The sequence below is a fragment of the Pseudomonas sp. KCJK8993 genome (genome assembly GCF_046230915.1).
Taxonomy (GTDB): Bacteria; Pseudomonadota; Gammaproteobacteria; order Pseudomonadales; family Pseudomonadaceae; genus Aquipseudomonas; species Aquipseudomonas piscis.
The window spans coordinates 89,302-107,398 of record NZ_JBJJLO010000005.1 but is presented as its reverse complement, the minus strand read 5'-3'; the positions used below and the strand labels follow the sequence as shown (position 1 = coordinate 107,398).

The following is an 18,097-nucleotide window of genomic DNA, read 5'->3' as shown; positions in this document are numbered from 1 at the left end:
CCATGAATAACGCCCGGAACGCCTTAAAAGGCTGTCCCGGGCAGCGTTACATGGAACGCAAAGCGCTTCTCTATATATAAGAAGGAAAGCCCTACAACACTCCCGACCGCTTCAAGCTATCCACGGCCTCGGCCTGCATGCCCAGCACGCGCTGCAGAACTTGCTGCGTATGTTCGCCCAGCAGAGGAGGGGCCTGACGATATTCCACCGGCGTCTCGGAGAGACGAATAGGACTGGCCACCTGGGGCACCCTCCCCGCCAAGGCATGCGGCAACTCCACGGCCAGGCCACGGGACACCACCTGCGGATCGGCGAACACCTGGGCCAGGTCGTTGATCGGCCCACACGGCACCCCAGCCTGCTCCAGCTGGCTGACCCACTGCGCCGTAGTCTTGAACACCGTCGCCTGGCGGATCAGCGGAATCAGCACCGCGCGATTGGCCACCCGCAGCTTGTTGGTGGCGAACCGAGGGTCATCCGCCCACTGCGGCTGGCCCGCCACTTCGGCAAACTTGCGAAACTGCCCGTCATTACCCACGGTAAGGATGAAGTCGCCATCCGCCGTCGGAAAATCCTGATAGGGCACTATATTAGGATGGGCATTACCCAGGCGCTTGGGCGCGACTCCCGTCGTCAGGTAGTTCATCGCCTGGTTCGCCAGGCAGGCGACCTGGACATCCAGCAGCGCCATGTCGATATGCTGCCCGCCACCGCCCTGGTCCCGGTGAGCCAGGGCAGCCAGGATCGCCACCGTCGAATAGAGCCCTGTCAGGATGTCGGTCAAGGCCACGCCGACCTTCACCGGCCCGGCACCTTCATCACCCTCGGGGCGACCGGTCAGGCTCATCAGCCCACCCAGCCCCTGGATCATGAAGTCATAACCCGCCCGCTTGGCATAAGGCCCCGTCTGGCCGAACCCGGTGATCGAGCAATAGATCAGGCGCGGATTGATCGCCTTCAGCGACTCATAGTCCAAGCCATAGGCCGCCAGGCCGCCCACCTTGAAGTTCTCGATGACGATGTCCGACTTGGCCGCCAGTTCGCGCACCAGTTGCTGGCCCTCCGGGCGAGTGAAGTCGATGGTCACCGATTGCTTGTTACGGTTGGCCGACAAGTAATAGGCAGCCTCCGTGGTGTTCTCGCCATAGGCGTCCTTGAGGAAGGGCGGGCCCCAGGCGCGGGTGTCGTCACCGTTGCCCGGGCGCTCGACCTTGATGACCTCGGCCCCCAAGTCCGCCAGGATCTGGCCGGACCATGGCCCGGCCAGGACGCGCGATAAATCCAGTACCCGCAGATGCGATAACGCGCCCATGGCCGCTCTCCTATCAATAGAACGCCTGGATACCGGTCTGCGCGCGCCCCAGGATCAGCGCATGCACGTCATGGGTGCCCTCATAAGTGTTGACCACCTCCAGGTTCACCAAGTGACGGGCGATGCCGAACTCGTCGGAAATACCGTTGCCGCCCAGCATGTCGCGGGCCATGCGGGCAATCTCCAGGGACTTGCCGCAGGAGTTGCGCTTCATGATCGAAGTGATTTCCACCGCCGCAGTACCTTCATCCTTCATCCGGCCCAGGCGCAGGCAGCCTTGCAGGGCGAGGGTGATCTCGGTCTGCATGTCCGCCAGCTTCTTCTGGATCAGCTGGGTCGCCGCCAGGGGACGGCCGAACTGCTGGCGATCCAGGGTGTACTGGCGAGCGGTGTGCCAGCAGAACTCGGCGGCGCCCAGGGCGCCCCAGGAAATACCGTAGCGCGCCGAGTTCAGGCAGGTGAAAGGACCTTTCAGGCCACGCACATCAGGGAAGATGTTTTCTTCCGGCACGAACACGTTATCCATGACGATCTCGCCGGTGATCGACGCCCGCAGGCCGACTTTGCCATGGATAGCCGGGGCGCTCAGGCCCTTCCAGCCTTTCTCCAGGACAAAGCCGCGGATATCGCCGGCATCGTCCTTGGCCCAGACCACGAACACATCGGCGATCGGGCTGTTGGTGATCCACATCTTGCTGCCGGTCAGGCTGTAGCCGCCATCCACCTTGCGCGCCCGGGTCACCATGGCCCCCGGATCGGAGCCATGGTTAGGTTCGGTCAGGCCGAAGCAGCCGATCCACTCACCGGAAGCCAGCTTCGGCAGGTACTTCTGCTTTTGCGCCTCGGTGCCGAACTCGTTGATCGGCACCATCACCAGGGACGACTGCACGCTCATCATCGACCGGTAACCGGAATCCACGCGCTCCACTTCACGGGCGATCAGGCCGTAGCACACGTAGTTCAGGCCACTGCCGCCGTATTGCTCGGGAATGGTCGCGCCCAGCAGGCCCACTTCACCCATCTCGCGGAAGATCGCCGGATCGGTCTGCTCATGGCGGAAAGCCTCCAGGACCCGCGGCATCAGCTTGCCCTGGGCAAACTGCTCGGCGCTATCACGCACCATGCGCTCTTCTTCGGTCAGTTGCTGATCCAGCAGAAGGGGATCGATCCAGTTGAAGCTTGCTTTGCCGCCCATGGGAGAGTCCTCGTGAAGTAGGCCAACTATCGTGAATTGATCCTAGGCCTGGTCGTCGCCCCGGGCAAACGAGGATTTCGCATACTGTTGTGCTAATTTCTCACTTCGAAATGGCGACAAGTGCCATTTACAGCATTCATTAGTGAGATTGCCGTACATGCGCAGAAAAATCCCCAGCACCGCCGCGCTCATCAGCTTCGAAGCCGCCGCTCGTCACGAGAGCTTCACCAAGGCCGCCCTGGAGCTTTCCCTGACCCAGGGCGCGGTATGCCGCCAGATCGCCAGCCTGGAGGAGTTCCTCGGCGTCGAGCTGTTCCGCCGCTCCCGACGCGGGGTCAAGCTGACCGAGGCCGGCCTGTCCTATAGCCGCCGGGTCGCCACCCAGCTGGATGCGGTGGAACGCGACACGCTATCAGTGATGGGGCAGCAGGGCGCCAACGTCATCGAACTGGCCGTGGTCCCGACCTTCGGCACCCAGTGGCTGCTGCCACGTCTCAAGGACTTCCAGCAACGGCACCCGGACGTCACGGTCAACCTGACCAACCGCACCCGGCCGTTCCTGTTCGCCGATACTCCCTTCGACGCCGCCATCTACTTCGGCGACGCCGACTGGTCCGGCACCCAGTCCCACCGTTTGATGGATGAACACCCCATGCCGGTATGCAGCCCGGCCCTGTTGGGCGGACTTCAACAGTTATCCCCCGAAGCCATTGCCGAGCTGCCCTTGCTGCAGCAGACCACCCGACCTTACGCCTGGCGCCAATGGTTCAACTCCCAACAGTTGAACGTCCCCCGCGACATGACAGGCCCACGCTACGAGCTATTCTCAATGCTCGCCCAGGCCGCCATGCATGACATGGGCATCGCCTTGATCCCGCCGTTCCTGATCCAGCGTGAACTGGCGGAGAAGCGCCTGGTGATCGCCAACCCCAAGGCCCTGTCGAGCATCAAGGCGTATTACCTGATGATTCCCGAGCGGAAGGTCGAATCAGCCTCGCTACGGGCATTTCGCGATTGGCTGGTACACCAGGCACACAGCTACACCCTGGAAAACTAAGGCCTCCAGCCTTACTTGACTTCGTAGTCAGAAAAATAAAAGCACTACAGATATAACTATTTGTCGCATATAGACAGACTGTACCGACATCGACCAAAAACCTTCTCCAAGCAGCTAACCACGTGGGTTGTAGGGTTTATTGGCAGACAATGTATGTGCATTCATGTCACCAATGCGAAAAAACTTAAATTTGCGGTAAAACCCTTGAAAGCCACGGCCTACAAGGCCTAAGCCCAGGGAGTTGCGACATTCGGTCACGGGGTGACTTGTAGTTAATTTTCCGTCACTAGTCAGAATGCCTTGAAGGCCTCAAAGTTCGCCTGCAAAATGCCGCGCCCCGCTGTGATTTCAGCGGGATCGTGCTGATCGGCCGCCCCAGCGCCCCTGCGTAGTGCGCTGGCCTTCTAAGAAAGATCGCAAGCAATAAGATCAAGCAGGAGATTTGACGTGCACATTGGTGTTCCTCTCGAAACCCAAACGGGTGAAACACGGGTTGCTGCAACCCCGGAAACCATCAAGAAGCTGATCGGCCAGGGTCATAAGGTCACCGTGCAAAGCGGCGCCGGCATCAATGCCAGCGTGGTGGACAGTGCCTACGAAGCGGCAGGGGCAACCATTGGCAGCGCCAGCGATGCCTTCGGCGCCGAGCTGATCCTCAAGGTCGTGGCCCCCAATGACAGCGAACTGGCCCTGATCAAGAGCGGGACCGTCCTGGTGGGCATGCTCAACCCGTTCAGCAATGAAACCATCGCCAAGCTGGCCGAGCGCGGGATCACCGCCTTCGCCCTGGAAGCCGCGCCGCGCACTTCCCGGGCCCAGAGCCTGGACGTGCTGTCGTCCCAGGCCAACATCGCCGGCTACAAGGCCGTGCTGCTGGCAGCCCACTATTACCCACGCTTCATGCCGATGCTGATGACCGCCGCCGGCACCGTGAAGGCCGCCCGCGTGCTGATCCTCGGCGCCGGCGTGGCTGGCCTGCAAGCCATCGCCACGGCCAAGCGCCTGGGTGCAGTGATCGAGGCTTCCGACGTACGTCCGGCGGTCAAGGAGCAAATCGAGTCCCTGGGCGCCAAGTTCGTCGACGTGCCCTACGAAACCGACGAAGAACGCGAGTGCGCCGAAGGCGTCGGTGGCTACGCCCGCCCCATGCCGGCCAGCTGGATGCAGCGCCAGGCCCTGGCCGTGCACGAGCGCGCCAAGCAGGCCGACGTGGTCATCACCACCGCGCTGATACCCGGTCGCAAGGCGCCGACATTGCTGAGCGCCGATACCGTGGCCCAGATGAAGCCCGGCTCGGTGGTCATCGACCTGGCCGCCGCCCAGGGCGGCAACTGCCCGCTGACCGTGCCAGACCAAGTGGTGGTCGAGCACGGGGTGACCATCGTCGGCCCGACCAACCTCGCCGGCGCGGTGGCCGCCGACGCGTCGGCCCTGTACGCCCGTAACCTGCTGGACTTCCTGAAGCTTGTCTTCACCAAAGAAGGGCAGTTCGACGTCAACCTCGAAGACGACATCGTCGCCGCGTGCCTGATGTGCCGCGACGGCCAGGTCATCCGCAAAAACGCCTAAGCAGGGATTCAGACGATGGAAGAACTCATCTCCCCCGGTATCTACAACCTGATCATCTTCGTGCTGGCGATCTATGTCGGTTACCACGTGGTCTGGAACGTCACACCCGCACTGCACACGCCGCTGATGGCGGTGACCAACGCCATTTCCGCAATCGTCATCGTCGGCGCCATGCTGGCCGCCGCCCTGACCGTGACCCCGCTGGGCAAGACCATGGGCACCCTGGCCGTGGCCCTGGCCGCGGTCAACGTGTTCGGTGGCTTCCTGGTCACCCGCCGCATGCTGGAAATGTTCAAGAAGAAAGCGCCCAAAGCCAAAGAAGAGGTGCAAAAGTAATGAGTATGAACCTGGTAACCACCCTCTACCTGATCGCCTCGGTGTGCTTCATCCAGGCGCTCAAGGGGCTTTCGCACCCAACCACGTCGCGCCGCGGCAACCTGTTCGGCATGCTGGGCATGGCCCTGGCGGTACTGACCACCGTCGGCCTGATCTACAAGCTGGGCGCCGAGCTGGCCACCGCGGGCATCGGCTATGTGATCGTCGGCCTACTGATCGGCGGCACCGCCGGCTCGATCATGGCCAAGCGCGTCGAAATGACCAAGATGCCCGAGCTGGTGGCCTTCATGCACAGCATGATCGGCCTGGCCGCGGTGTTCATCGCCATCGCCGCCGTGGTCGAGCCGCAGTCCCTGGGCATCGTCAAGCACCTGGGCGACTCGATCCCCACCGGTAACCGCCTGGAGCTGTTCCTCGGCGCGGCCATCGGCGCCATCACCTTCTCCGGTTCGGTGATCGCCTTCGGCAAGCTGTCGGGCAAGTACAAGTTCCGCCTGTTCCAGGGCGCACCGGTACAGTTCGCCGGCCAGCACAAGCTGAACCTGGTACTGGGCCTGGCCACCCTCGGCCTGGGCGTCACCTTCATGGTCACCGGCAACCTGGGCGCCTTCGCCCTGATGCTGGCCCTGGCCTTCGTCATGGGGGTGCTGATCATCATCCCCATCGGCGGTGCCGACATGCCGGTGGTGGTGTCGATGCTCAACAGCTACTCGGGCTGGGCCGCGGCGGGTATCGGCTTCTCGCTGAACAACTCGATGCTGATCATCGCCGGCTCCCTGGTGGGCTCCAGCGGCGCGATCCTCTCTTACATCATGTGCAAGGCGATGAACCGCTCGTTCTTCAACGTGCTGCTCGGCGGTTTCGGCAACAGCGCCGATGCCGGTGGTCCGGCAGGCGCCCAGGAGGCCCGCCCGGTGAAGTCCGGCTCGGCCGACGACGCGACCTTCCTGCTGACTAACGCCGATACCGTGATCATCGTGCCCGGCTACGGCCTGGCGGTGGCACGCGCCCAGCACGCCTTGAAGGAACTCACCGAGAAACTGGTCCATCGTGGCGTAACCGTGAAGTACGCGATCCACCCGGTGGCAGGGCGCATGCCTGGCCATATGAACGTGCTGCTGGCCGAGGCCGAAGTGCCGTACGACCAGGTGTTCGAGATGGAGGACATCAACTCCGAGTTCGGCCAGGCCGACGTGGTGCTGGTGCTCGGCGCCAACGACGTGGTCAACCCGGCGGCGAAGAACGATCCGAAGTCGCCCATCGCCGGCATGCCGATCCTCGAGGCCTTCAAGGCCAAGACCATCATCGTCAACAAGCGCTCCATGGCCAGCGGTTATGCCGGCCTGGACAACGAACTGTTTTACCTGGACAAGACCATGATGGTCTTCGGCGACGCCAAGAAGGTCATCGAGGACATGGTCAAGGCCGTCGAATAATCCTGCCGTAGCGCAATACCCAAGACCTCAGCCTTTAGTAGGCTGGGGTTTTTTATTTACTCCAGAAAGCCGACGGAAGGCTCTAGGACAGGGTCTTTCATTCGACCTTTGTCGCGGGGCGTTTTTTCTGGAAATCACTAGACTGCGCTTCTTGCTTTCGTTGCCCGAGATAACCATCCATGTACCGTGATCGTATCCGCTTGCCTTCGTTGTTGGATAAGGTGATGAGCGCCGCAGACGCTGCCGCTCTGATTGAGGACGGCATGACCGTCGGCATGAGCGGCTTCACCCGCGCCGGTGAAGCCAAGGCCGTGCCCCATGCCCTGGCCGAACGGGCCAAGGTGTCACCGCTTAAAATCAGCCTGATGACCGGCGCCAGCCTGGGCAACGACCTGGACAAGGAACTGACCGAGGCCGGCGTGCTGGCCCGGCGCATGCCGTTCCAGGTGGACAGCACCCTGCGCAAGGCGATCAACGCCGGCAAGGTGATGTTCATCGACCAGCACCTGTCGGAAACCGTCGAACAACTGCGCAACCAGCAGCTCAAGCTGCCGGACATCGCCGTGATCGAGGCAGTAGCCATCACGGAGCAGGGGCATATCGTGCCGACCACCTCGGTGGGCAACTCCGCCAGCTTCGCGATCTTCGCCAAGCGAGTGATCGTCGAGATCAACATGGCGCACAACCCGAACCTGGAAGGGTTGCACGACATCTATATCCCGACCTATCGCCCGACCCGCACACCGATCCCGCTGGTGAAGGTCGACGACCGCATCGGCAGCACCGCCATCCCGATCCCCGCGGACAAGATCGCCGCCATCGTCATCACCGACCAGTCCGACTCGCCGTCCACCGTCTCGACCCCGGACAGCGAGACCCAAGGCATCGCCAACCACCTGATCGCCTTCCTCAAGCGGGAAGTCGAAGCCGGGCGCATGAGCAACAAGCTCGGCCCGCTGCAGGCCGGTATCGGCAACATCGCCAACGCGGTGATGTGTGGCCTGATCGAGTCGCCCTTCGAAAACCTGACCATGTATTCCGAAGTGCTGCAGGACTCGACCTTCGACCTGATCGACGCCGGCAAGCTGAGCTTCGCCTCGGGCAGCTCCATCACCCTGTCGAGCCGGCGCAACGCCGATGTGTTCGGCAACCTGGAGCGCTACAAGGACAAGCTGGTGCTGCGCCCGCAGGAGATCTCCAACCACCCCGAAGTGGTACGGCGCCTGGGCATCATCGGCATCAACACCGCGCTGGAGTTCGACATCTACGGCAACGTCAACTCCACCCACGTCTGCGGCACCAAGATGATGAACGGCATCGGCGGCTCGGGTGACTTCGCCCGTAACGCGCACCTGGCGATCTTCGTCACCAAGTCGATCGCCAAGGGTGGCGCGATTTCCAGCGTGGTGCCCATGGTCAGCCATGTGGACCACACCGAGCACGACGTCGACATCCTCGTCACCGAGATCGGCCTGGCCGACCTGCGCGGCCTGGCGCCACGGGAGCGGGCACGGGTGATCATCGACAACTGCGTGCATCCGTCCTACCGCGACGCCCTCAACGATTACTTCACCAAGGCCTGCGCCCTGGGTGGCCACACCCCGCACATCCTGCGTGAAGCCCTGAGCTGGCACATCAACCTGGAAGAAACCGGGAAGATGCTCGCCGAGTGATGAATACAGTCGGCGGCTGACGCACGCACAGTTGCGCCAGCCCGCCGACTCCATCGCCAGAAAGCTGCAAAAACTGTACTGCTGTACCGGTCTTTTCCCCGCCTGAAATCGCCCCTCATCGATCAAAAACCTACGAAATGCACCAAAATAGTGCTGACAGGTACAGTTGCGCCATTTCGGAACAGTACAGCCCCTATAAACAGTTAACTGGTCTTTCACAATACACGTGAACTGTATCTACAGAGTCTTGCACCGGAAGAGGATCATGGGCACCAGTTAAACCACTACCTGATCCCGCCACAAGCGGAAGGATGTCAACCATGGAACGTACACTCAGTTCCGAACTGTTCTTCGAAGACAAGGCTGTTAAATCCCAGGCTTCCCTGCCTCTGCGCGTTCTCGCCAACCTGATGCTGTGGCAGCGCCGCATCTCCAGCCGCCACCAACTGGCTCGCCTGGATTCGCGTCTGCTGGCCGATGCCGGGATCAGCGAAGCACAACGCTACGAAGAGCTGAGCAAGCCGTTCTGGCGCTAACTCAGCGTCGCTGGCCCTGACCCACCGGGTCCACCGCCAGCACCCCGAATTGCATTAACAAGACCCGCCGCGGGAAACCGCGGCGGGTCTTGTCGTTTCTGGCCTGAAAAACCCTGGAGCCCTGCGTACAGCCTCGGTCGATAGCGACAAGTACAGTTTTAAATAAATAAAAACTGAACCAGTACAATTTTTCCTGGGTGTACCTGTCCGCGCCTACTGGCACTGCTCATCATGTGACCTACGGGAACAATGCCCGGCCTTTCATCGAGGATCGCATCATGAACTCATCAGTCAGGCACACCGGCCTCCAGGCCTTGCACACTTGGTTGGACGCCTTCAGGAACATGCAGGAACGAAGCAGGACCCGTCTGCTGCTGGCCCAACTGGATGAGCGACAACTGGCAGACAGCGGCATCAGTCATTGCGAAAGGGCAGCAGAACTGCGCAAACCTTTCTGGCGGACCTGAGCAGGTATGGGCGAACAGAACGGCTGAGCCTAATATCAACCCTGACGTGGCGATTCTCACTCGAGCTGCGTCAGGGCTATCAGACACAGCACCTCGCAGTGACTGCCCGGCGTCTCACTCAGCGCCCTTCATCTGTCTGTTCATCTACAGGAGTTATCCATGTCCCGTCTCCGCTTGCTTAGCGCTGCCGCACTGCTGGCCCTGGCCGCCAACGCCCACGCCACCAGCCTGATCGTGACCACCGATGCCATCGTCGGCGCGCTCAAGGCCACCTCCGATGCTACCTCCGACGCCACATCCTCCCTGCGCGACCACAAGATCGTCCGTGCTGCCCGGGATGATGCCGCCAGCTTCGTCGCCACCGATGGCGCCATTCGCGGCGTGAAACTGGAAAGCGCCTTCGCCCACATCCGCCAGCAAGCGCCACAGCTGCAACAAGCCACCGATACCCAGCTGGCCCAGGCCATCCTGGCGATCTGAGGTGCATACGGTTCAGGTGCGCCAGCGCGCCTGAACCGCTCTGCGCTGGTCCTGCGCGCCCCGTTGCGCTAGCCTTCGCGCTGGTTTTCAGCTGTCGGGATCCATAGGTTTGTTTCGCATTGCGCTTTCCGCTCCAGTACTGCTCCTGATCTGTTGGGCCAACCCGGCCCAGGCGTTCGACGTGATCACCCAAGGCTCGGTCGTCAGCGTCTACGCCACAAGCCAGGTGACCTCCGCGCCCTTCGACCATAAACTGCTACTCGCCGCCCAGGATGATGCCGCCGCCTTCGTTGCAACCGACGGCCAGCTGCGTGGCGCCCGCCTGGAATCCGCGCTGAAATACCTGCGCGCGACCCCGGCGAAACTGCATGCCGGCGACCTTGAACTGGCGCAGGCAATTCTCGTCCAATAGCCACCCCTGTCATTCCGGAGTCGTTCCATGCGTAGCCCACTGATTGCCGCCACCCTCGGCCTGTTGTTGTTGGCCGATGTGGCCCAGGCACATACCCTGGTGGCCACCAGTAACATCATTGTCCGTGCCTTCGGTCGCACCATCGATTTCACCTCGGACACCACCACCTCGATCCGTGACTCCAAGCTCGTGCGCGAAGCCCATGACGATGCCGCCAGCTTCGTCGCCAGCAACGGCGATATCCGTGGCGCCCAGCTGGAAGCCGCCTTCGACACCCTGCGGGCCCGCGTACCGGAAGCCCGCGATGCCAGCGACCAGGTACTGGCCGAAGCCATCCTCGCCCTGTGAAGCCGCTGCGCGCCTGGCTGCTGGCCGCGACCCTGGGTCTGCTCTGCGGCACCGCCCAAGCCGACCTCCAGCTGCGCCTGAAGACCGATGGCCTGACCCCGCAGCAGCAACAAGCCAGCCAGGCCCTGCTGGACGAAGCGATGCAGGCATTGCCGCCGCGCTTCATCCAGCAGCTGGATCGCACCATCGCCGTCGGCTGGACCGACCGCATGCCCGACAACGCCTACGGTGAAGCCTCCCTGGTAGCGGAGCTGGACCTCAACCGGGCGCTGCTGACGAGCCTGGCCGACGGTTCCGCCGCGACCCAGAAAACCAGTCGTCCCCATGGCACTGTGCGCCGGGAACTGCTCGCCACCGTGCTCCATGAGCTGACCCATATCTATGATCGGGCGCGCCTCTGGCCCAGCGCCGAGCGCCGCCTGATCCAGCGCTGCACCCGCAACAACGGCACCACCGGCCTGGTGGGCCTGCCGGACGCCTGCCGCGGCCAGAACGATCGCCGCTTCACCCTGAGCGACGACCCACGCTTGCTGGACCTGGCCGGCTGGCAGCAGTACGTCGGCCGCCGCGGGGAGCGCGAGCAGCACAACCGCCAGGTCGCCCGCAGCCCCGACCTCTACGAAACGACCAACCCCAAAGAGTTCGTCGCGGTGAACATGGAGTATTTCCTCCTGGACCCGAGCTACGCCTGCCGGCGTCCGGCGCTCTACCGCTACTACCAGGAACATTTCGGCTGGGCGCCCGCCGCCAAGGACACCTGCGCCAAGTCCTTCGCCTTCCTCAATGCCGGCAACGACTTCGCCAAGACGCCCCTGGGGAAGGTCGACCCGGAGCGGGTCTACGCGGTGGACTACCTGCTGGCCGAAGCCAACCAGAACTGGGTCAGCCGCTGGGGCCACAGCATGCTGCGCCTGGTGATCTGCGCACCGGGCCGGCCTCGTGGGCCGGATTGCCGACTGGACCTGGACCAGCACCTGGTGCTGTCCTATCGCGCCTTCGTCGGCGACGTGCAGCTCTCCAGCTGGGATGGCCTGGTAGGCAAGTACCCGTCGCGGCTGTTCATCCTGCCGCTGGCCCAGGTGATCGATGAATACACCAAGACCGAGCTGCGCAGCCTGGCCTCGGTGCCCCTGAAACTCTCGCGCAGCGAGATCGAGGAAGTGGTGGAACACGCCGCCGAGATGCACTGGAGCTACGACGGCAACTATTACTTCCTGTCCAACAACTGCGCCGTGGAGAGCCTCAAGCTGCTGCGCAGCGGCAGCAACAACAAGCAACTGGTCGGCCTGGACAGCATCATGCCCAATGGCTTGCTGGAAGTGCTCAAGGGCAGGGGGCTGGCCGATACCAGCGTGCTCGACGATCCCCGCGAGGCCCTGCGCCTGGGCTATCGCTTCGACTCGTTCCGCGACCGCTACCAGGCGATGTTCGAAGTCATCAGGAAGAACCTGCCGATCAAGCAGGCCAACGTCGAGGACTGGCTATCGCTCAGCGCCGAACAACGCCGCCAGTGGTTCGCCCAGGCCGACCTGCGCACCAGCGCCGCCTTGCTGCTCCTGGAGCAGGCGAGCTTTCGCCGCCAGCTGTTGCTGGCCCAGGACGAGGTCAAACAACGCTACCTGGGCGCCCGCGAGCTGAAGAATGGCGGTATGGAGAAGGCCAACCAGACCCTGCAGCAGATTCTTGCCAACAGCGGTTTCCTCAGCCGCCCGGCGGAGCTGCTGGGCAGCAGCGGCTATGGCTTGCCGCAACCTGGAGAATGGCAGCGCCTGGAGGCCGAGAGCAGCCAGCGGCAGAAGCAACTGCAGTCCTTGACTGGTGACCTGGACAAGGAAGTACGGGCGTTGCTCGAACCAGCCCGGGCAGCCGAGATCGCCGCCAACGAGGCCAACCTGAAACAGGTGGGCGAGCACCTGCGGGCCTTGCACAAGGCTGCAGGCGGCCTGGAACTGCCTTGACTCCCTGATCCACATTCGGTGCTTTGTGCCTGCTAGCCGCCAGAAAGCACCTCGTTTGCAGCAGGTCCGCACCTACGGCTACAGGATGCATGTCACCATGAAAAGCCCCAAGACTATCGCCGCGCGTTTAGGCTTCAGCATTCTAGGCACCCTGGCATTTAGCCCCCCTGCCCAAGCCATCAAGGTAGTCCCCGACTTCGATACAGAGCCTGGCATGGCCACGGTGTTCTGGGGAGCCCTCACCACAACCGGCCCATTTATCGGCACCACAGTGACATTCAACGAACTGAGTGACCGCGATCGGAAGCGACTGCTGCTGGCCCGCGATGACGCCGCGGCCTTTGTCGCCACCGACACCGCCGTTCGTGGGGCGCTACTGGAGTCTGCCCTGCTGATGCTGCGTCAGAAGGGCAACCTGGATCACTACGATGATCTTGCCCTGGCTTGCGCCATCCTGGCTTCCACCCACTGAAGCCCTCAAGGACGGACCTGCCCGAACCTTGCCAGGAACCTTCTTCTCGATTGAAGAGAGGGCCCAAGGCCCTATAACGTCTCTTGCGCCTCACCTAGCAACTGCTCATCCAGGTGCAGCCAGGGCAGGCGGCTGTCGGTCCAGATATGCCGCTGCGCCGGGGCCTGTTCCGGATGGTCCAGGGTGGCGATGGTGACATCGATGCTGTCCGGACTCAGTTGGGTGATGAGTGCCAGGTGCGCCCCGCAAGTACTACAGAAATACCGGGCGCAACTGGCGGACGAGTCATAGCGGGCCGGGCTGCCCGCCAGCCACCTGAAAGCCGAGGCGGGCAGGGTGATCCAGGTCGTCACCAAGCCGCCGCTGACCCGGCGACAGATCGAACAATGACAATGGGCAATGTCCCGCAAGGGCCCGCTGAACTCATAACGCAGCCGCCCACAGTGGCAGCCCCCGCTGTGCAACTGCTCCATATCTCTTCTCCTTTATCGTCATGCCTTGCACTTTAGGCCGCTTGTCGGGCGATGACACATCCACTGATTCCTTTCTCCGGCGAAAGCTGGCTGAAAGCTTGCCCCATTAGCATCGCCTCCCACCGCCGGCGACAGACCGGCTGGCCACAGCGGGCGCTCGCGCGCTCCCGGCCCAATTAACAACAACAATGGTGATTCTGATGTCCGCTCGTACCCGCCTGTTCGCTATCCCTGCTCCCGTACGCCTAGTGCTTGCCGTCCCGCGCTGAACCCACCCGTTCCGCCATTCCCTAGCCGCGCTACGCCTGGAGTATTCCCATGCTGACTTTCCTTGGCTTCGCCATGGTCATCACGTTCATGTTCCTGATCATGACCAAGCGCCTGTCCGCGCTGATCGCCCTGATCATCGTGCCCATCCTGTTCGCCCTGTTCGGCGGCTTCGCACCGAAGATCGGCCCGATGATGCTCGAAGGCATCACCAAGCTGGCGCCGACCGGCGTGATGCTGATGTTCGCCATCCTGTACTTCGCCCTGATGATCGACTCCGGCCTGTTCGACCCGGCCGTGCGCAAGATCCTCAAGCTGGTCAAGGGCGACCCGCTGAAGGTCTCGGTAGGCACCGCGGCACTGGCCCTGGTGGTATCGCTGGACGGTGACGGTGCCACCACCTACATGATATGCGTGGCCGCCATGCTGCCGTTGTACAGCCGCATCGGCATGAGCCCGCGGATCATGGCCGGCCTGATCATCCTCGCCGGCGGGGTGATGAACATGACCCCATGGGGCGGTCCCACTGCCCGCGCCGCCAGTGCGCTGCACGTGGACCCTTCGGATATCTTCGTGCCGATGATCCCGGCGATGCTGGCCGGCGTGGTGGCGATCCTGGCCATCGCCTACCTGTACGGCAGGCGCGAGCGCGCCCGCCTGGGTGAACTGCACCTGGTCGGCGACGAGGTGGAGCATAGCGAAATCAGCGTCTCGCAGTTCCCCGACGCCCGCCGGCCGAAGCTGATCTGGTTCAACGGTGCCCTGACCTTGGCCCTGATGTGCACGCTGATCGCCGGCTTGCTGCCGCTGCCTGTGCTGTTCATGGTGGCCTTCAGTATCGCGATGATCGTCAACTACCCTTGCCTGCAGCAGCAGAAGGACCGGGTCGCGGCCCACGCCGGCAGCGTGCTGGCGGTGGTCGGGCTGATCTTCGCCGCGGGGATCTTCACCGGCATCCTGTCCGGCACCGGCATGGTCGACGCCATGTCCAAGAGCCTGCTGGCGGTGATCCCCGAGGCCCTGGGCCCTTATCTCGCGGTCATCACCGCGCTGGTGAGCATGCCGTTCACCTTCTTCATGTCCAACGATGCCTTCTACTACGGGGTCCTGCCGGTACTGGCCGAGGCTGCCAGCCACTACGGCATCACCGCGGTGGAGATGGCTCGCGCGTCGATCGTCGGCCAGCCCGTGCACCTGCTCAGCCCGCTGGTACCCTCGACCTACCTGTTGGTGGCCCTGGCCGGCATCGAGTTCGGCGATCACCAGCGCTTCACCCTCAAGTGGGCAGTGCTGGTCTGCCTGTGCATAATGCTCGCCGCCTTGCTGATGGGAATATTTCCCCTGTTCAGCACTCTATAAAAGACCACAGATTCTGCGCCCTGGCCGATCGTCGGACGGGGCCATAACCCTCGCTCAAAGGAACACACATGGAATGGCTGACCAACCCGGAGATCTGGGTTGCCTTCTTCACCCTGACGGCCCTGGAGATCGTCCTGGGTATCGACAACATCATCATGATCTCGATCCTGGTCAGTCGCATGCCCAAGCACATGCAGGCCCGCACCCGGATCTTCGGCCTGGCCCTGGCGATGATCACGCGGATCATGCTGCTGCTGTCGATCACCTGGGTCATGCGCCTGACCGACGACCTGTTCACCGTGCTCGGCCAGGGTATCTCCGGGCGTGACCTGATCCTGTTCTTCGGTGGCCTGTTCCTGCTGTGGAAAAGCTCCCAGGAGATGTACCACGCCCTGGAAGGCGAGGATGAGTCCAACGACGAACCCAAGGGCAAGGGCGGCAACTTCATCTACACCATCATCCAGATCGCGATCATCGACATCGTGTTCTCCCTGGACTCGGTGATCACCGCGGTGGGCATGGTTTCCCACGTACCGGTGATGGTGGCGGCGATCGTCGTCGCGGTGCTGGTGATGATGCTGGCCTCGGGCACCATCAGCGAATTCATCGACAAGCACCCATCGCTGAAGATGCTCGCGCTGTCGTTCCTGCTGGTGGTCGGTACCGTACTGATCGCCGAAGCCTTCGACGTGCATGTGCCCAAGGGCTACGTATACTTCGCCATGGCCTTCTCCCTGGCGGTTGAGGTCATCAACATCAAGCTGCGCACCAACCTGGCGAAGAAGAAACAGCAGGATCCAGTGAAACTGCGCAAGGACATTCCCGGTCAATAAGCCGAATGCGCTGGAATCGCTGAAATGAAAAAGGGGCTTTCGGGCCCCTTTTGCTTACCTGAAACATGACGATTTCATAACAGTTATGTTTCAGTCACCAGAACAGCTATGCGATGCTGGCGCCCTGTGCGTTACCCGACTAAAGCTTACATACATAACCTAGAACCGCGCGCAGCAACGTCCACTGGCCCCACTTGGGGCTCTTCACCCCAGGGGGGCCGTGCATGCTGACCCTGCTCAATCTGCTTTCCGCCGTGGCCCTGCTGGTGTGGGGCACGCATATCGTGCGTACCGGGATCCTGCGGGTCTACGGTTCCAACCTGCGGCACGTGATCGGCCAGAACATGAGCCGCCGGCCGCTGGCGTTCATCGCCGGGATCCTGGTAACGGCCATGGTCCAGAGCAGCAACGCCACGGCCATGCTGGTGACCTCCTTCGTCGGCCAGGGCCTGATGGGCCTGACCCCGGCCCTGGCCACCATGCTCGGCGCCGACGTCGGTACCGCCTTGATGGCCCGGGTGCTGACCTTCGACCTGTCATGGCTGTCGCCGCTGCTGATTTTCATCGGGGTGATGTTCTTCCTCTCGCGCAAGCAGACCCGCGCCGGCCAGCTGGGCCGGGTCGGCATCGGCCTGGGCCTGATCATCCTGGCCCTGCAACTGATCGTGGAAGCCGCCGCGCCCATCACCCACGCCCAAGGCGTGAAGGTACTGTTCGCCTCGCTCACCGGCGACATCCTGCTGGATGCGCTGATGGGCGCGGTGTTCGCCATGGTCTCCTATTCCAGCCTGGCCGCCGTGCTGCTCACCGCCACCCTGGCCGGAGCCGGGGTCATTGGCCTGCCAGTGGCCATCGGCCTGGTGATCGGGGCCAATATCGGCAGCGGCGTGCTGGCCTTTCTCAGCACCAGCATGCAGAACGCCGCCGGGCGCCAGGTGGCCCTGGGCAGCCTGCTGTACAAGCTGATCGGCCTGCTGCTGATCATCCCGGTCCTCGATCCGCTGGCCCACTGGATGGACAACCTGGATTTCAGCGCCCAGGAAGTGGTGATCGGCTTCCACCTGCTCTACAACACCGCCCGTTGCCTGTTGCTGTTGCCCAGCGTCGGCCCCATGGCGCGGCTCTGCACCTGGCTGCTGCCCGAGCGCGCCCAGGAGAATGGCCGGGCAAGACCGCGCCACCTGGACCCCACCGCCCTGGTCACGCCCAGCCTGGCCCTGGCCAACGCCGCCCGGGAAACCTTGCGCATCGGCGACCTGGTGGACAGCATGCTCGAAGCCATGGGCGACGTACTGCGCGGCAAGCAGACCGCCATCACCCAGGAACTGCGGGCCCTGAGCGACGACGTCGAGGCGCTGTACAGCGCCATCAAGCTGTACCTGGCACAGATGCCCCGCGAAGACCTCAGCGAGCAGGACAGCCGGCGCTGGGCGGAAATCATCGAGCTGGCGATCAACCTCAAGCTGGCCAGCGACCTGATCGAGCGCATGTTGCGCAAGGTCCAGCAGCAGAAGACCTCCCAGCGCCGCTCCTTCTCCGAGGTCGGCCTGGAGGAGCTGACCGGCCTGCATGCCCAGCTGATCGCCAACCTGCGCCTGGGGCTCTCGGTGTTCCTCAGCGCCGATCCGGAAAGCGCCCGGCAACTGCTGCGCGAGAAGCGCCGCTTCCGCGCCCAGGAGCGGCGCCTGGCCCACGCCCACGTCAGCCGCCTGCAACGCAAGATCGTCCAGAGCATCGAGACCAGCTCCCTGCACCTGGAACTGATCGCCGACATGAAGCGCTTGAACTCGCTGTTCTGCAGCAGCGCCTATGTGGTGTTGGAAACCTCGGATACCGGCGCGCTGGAAGTCGAGGACATGGTCGACATCACCCACTCGCCCTGAACGTCCAGGGTCATGTGCAGTCTCTACAACT

At 62.9% G+C, this 18,097-nt stretch carries 18 protein-coding genes; 15 read left to right on the top strand and 3 right to left on the bottom strand.

The window, feature by feature from the left end; all coding sequences use genetic code 11:
- Nucleotides 1-91: 91 nt before the first annotated feature.
- Entirely contained in the window at nt 92-1,312 is a 1,221-nt protein-coding gene (locus tag ACK6AU_RS03485) for a CaiB/BaiF CoA-transferase family protein (protein ID WP_185696656.1), read from the bottom strand.
- 13 nt (nt 1,313-1,325) lie between these two features.
- A complete protein-coding gene (locus ACK6AU_RS03480; protein ID WP_022642742.1) occupies nt 1,326-2,507 on the bottom strand; it encodes an acyl-CoA dehydrogenase in 1,182 nt (393 codons plus the stop codon).
- Between the two features lie 157 nt (nt 2,508-2,664).
- On the opposite strand from ACK6AU_RS03480, the gene ACK6AU_RS03475 reads away from it, so the two are divergent.
- From ACK6AU_RS03475 to ACK6AU_RS03420, 12 genes are all read left to right on the top strand, one after another.
- Complete coding sequence (locus tag ACK6AU_RS03475) at nt 2,665-3,564, top strand: LysR family transcriptional regulator (protein ID WP_185696657.1); 900 nt, start codon at nt 2,665-2,667, stop codon at nt 3,562-3,564.
- Nucleotides 3,565-4,011: 447 nt separating this feature from the next.
- The gene (locus tag ACK6AU_RS03470; protein WP_185696658.1) at nt 4,012-5,133 is read left to right on the top strand and encodes a Re/Si-specific NAD(P)(+) transhydrogenase subunit alpha; all 1,122 of its coding nucleotides are present in this window, start codon (nt 4,012-4,014) and stop codon (nt 5,131-5,133) included.
- A gap of 15 nt (nt 5,134-5,148) precedes the next feature.
- On the top strand, nt 5,149-5,469 hold the full coding sequence (locus ACK6AU_RS03465; protein WP_003233786.1) for an NAD(P) transhydrogenase subunit alpha: 321 nt from the start codon (nt 5,149-5,151) through the stop codon (nt 5,467-5,469).
- On the top strand, nt 5,469-6,905 hold the full coding sequence (locus tag ACK6AU_RS03460; RefSeq protein WP_263013848.1) for an NAD(P)(+) transhydrogenase (Re/Si-specific) subunit beta: 1,437 nt from the start codon (nt 5,469-5,471) through the stop codon (nt 6,903-6,905). The genes ACK6AU_RS03465 and ACK6AU_RS03460 overlap by 1 nt, the downstream gene beginning before the upstream one ends.
- 179 nt (nt 6,906-7,084) lie before the next feature.
- Complete coding sequence (locus tag ACK6AU_RS03455; protein WP_185696660.1) at nt 7,085-8,578, top strand: acetyl-CoA hydrolase/transferase family protein; 1,494 nt, start codon at nt 7,085-7,087, stop codon at nt 8,576-8,578.
- Nucleotides 8,579-8,898: 320 nt separating this feature from the next.
- Nucleotides 8,899-9,114 (top strand): DUF1127 domain-containing protein, encoded by a 216-nt coding sequence (locus tag ACK6AU_RS03450; RefSeq protein ID WP_022642737.1) that lies wholly within the window; start codon nt 8,899-8,901, stop codon nt 9,112-9,114.
- A 278-nt stretch (nt 9,115-9,392) separates the two neighbouring features.
- Nucleotides 9,393-9,581 carry a DUF1127 domain-containing protein gene (locus tag ACK6AU_RS03445; protein ID WP_409297749.1) on the top strand — a complete coding sequence of 63 codons (189 nt, stop codon included), beginning with the start codon at nt 9,393-9,395 and terminating at the stop codon, nt 9,579-9,581.
- A gap of 159 nt (nt 9,582-9,740) precedes the next feature.
- The gene (locus ACK6AU_RS03440; protein ID WP_185696662.1) at nt 9,741-10,061 is read left to right on the top strand and encodes a DUF2388 domain-containing protein; all 321 of its coding nucleotides are present in this window, start codon (nt 9,741-9,743) and stop codon (nt 10,059-10,061) included.
- 103 nt (nt 10,062-10,164) lie between these two features.
- On the top strand, nt 10,165-10,473 hold the full coding sequence (locus ACK6AU_RS03435; protein WP_185697245.1) for a DUF2388 domain-containing protein: 309 nt from the start codon (nt 10,165-10,167) through the stop codon (nt 10,471-10,473).
- A gap of 27 nt (nt 10,474-10,500) precedes the next feature.
- A complete protein-coding gene (locus tag ACK6AU_RS03430) occupies nt 10,501-10,821 on the top strand; it encodes a DUF2388 domain-containing protein (RefSeq protein WP_022642733.1) in 321 nt (106 codons plus the stop codon).
- Nucleotides 10,818-12,779 (top strand): DUF4105 domain-containing protein, encoded by a 1,962-nt coding sequence (locus tag ACK6AU_RS03425; RefSeq protein ID WP_185696663.1) that lies wholly within the window; start codon nt 10,818-10,820, stop codon nt 12,777-12,779. The genes ACK6AU_RS03430 and ACK6AU_RS03425 overlap by 4 nt, the downstream gene beginning before the upstream one ends.
- 97 nt (nt 12,780-12,876) lie before the next feature.
- Nucleotides 12,877-13,251 carry a DUF2388 domain-containing protein gene (locus tag ACK6AU_RS03420; protein ID WP_409297746.1) on the top strand — a complete coding sequence of 125 codons (375 nt, stop codon included), beginning with the start codon at nt 12,877-12,879 and terminating at the stop codon, nt 13,249-13,251.
- A gap of 71 nt (nt 13,252-13,322) precedes the next feature.
- On the opposite strand, the gene ACK6AU_RS03415 is transcribed toward ACK6AU_RS03420, so the two are convergent.
- Complete coding sequence (locus tag ACK6AU_RS03415; protein ID WP_409297744.1) at nt 13,323-13,724, bottom strand: GFA family protein; 402 nt, start codon at nt 13,722-13,724, stop codon at nt 13,323-13,325.
- Between the two features lie 318 nt (nt 13,725-14,042).
- On the opposite strand from ACK6AU_RS03415, the gene ACK6AU_RS03410 reads away from it, so the two are divergent.
- From ACK6AU_RS03410 to ACK6AU_RS03400, 3 genes are all read left to right on the top strand, one after another.
- Nucleotides 14,043-15,350: a CitMHS family transporter gene (locus ACK6AU_RS03410; RefSeq protein WP_185696665.1), complete on the top strand. Its 1,308-nt coding sequence runs from the start codon at nt 14,043-14,045 to the stop codon at nt 15,348-15,350.
- Between the two features lie 68 nt (nt 15,351-15,418).
- Nucleotides 15,419-16,183 (top strand): TerC family protein, encoded by a 765-nt coding sequence (locus tag ACK6AU_RS03405; protein ID WP_185696666.1) that lies wholly within the window; start codon nt 15,419-15,421, stop codon nt 16,181-16,183.
- Between the two features lie 224 nt (nt 16,184-16,407).
- Nucleotides 16,408-18,066 carry a Na/Pi cotransporter family protein gene (locus ACK6AU_RS03400; protein ID WP_409297741.1) on the top strand — a complete coding sequence of 553 codons (1,659 nt, stop codon included), beginning with the start codon at nt 16,408-16,410 and terminating at the stop codon, nt 18,064-18,066.
- Nucleotides 18,067-18,097: the final 31 nt, after the last annotated feature.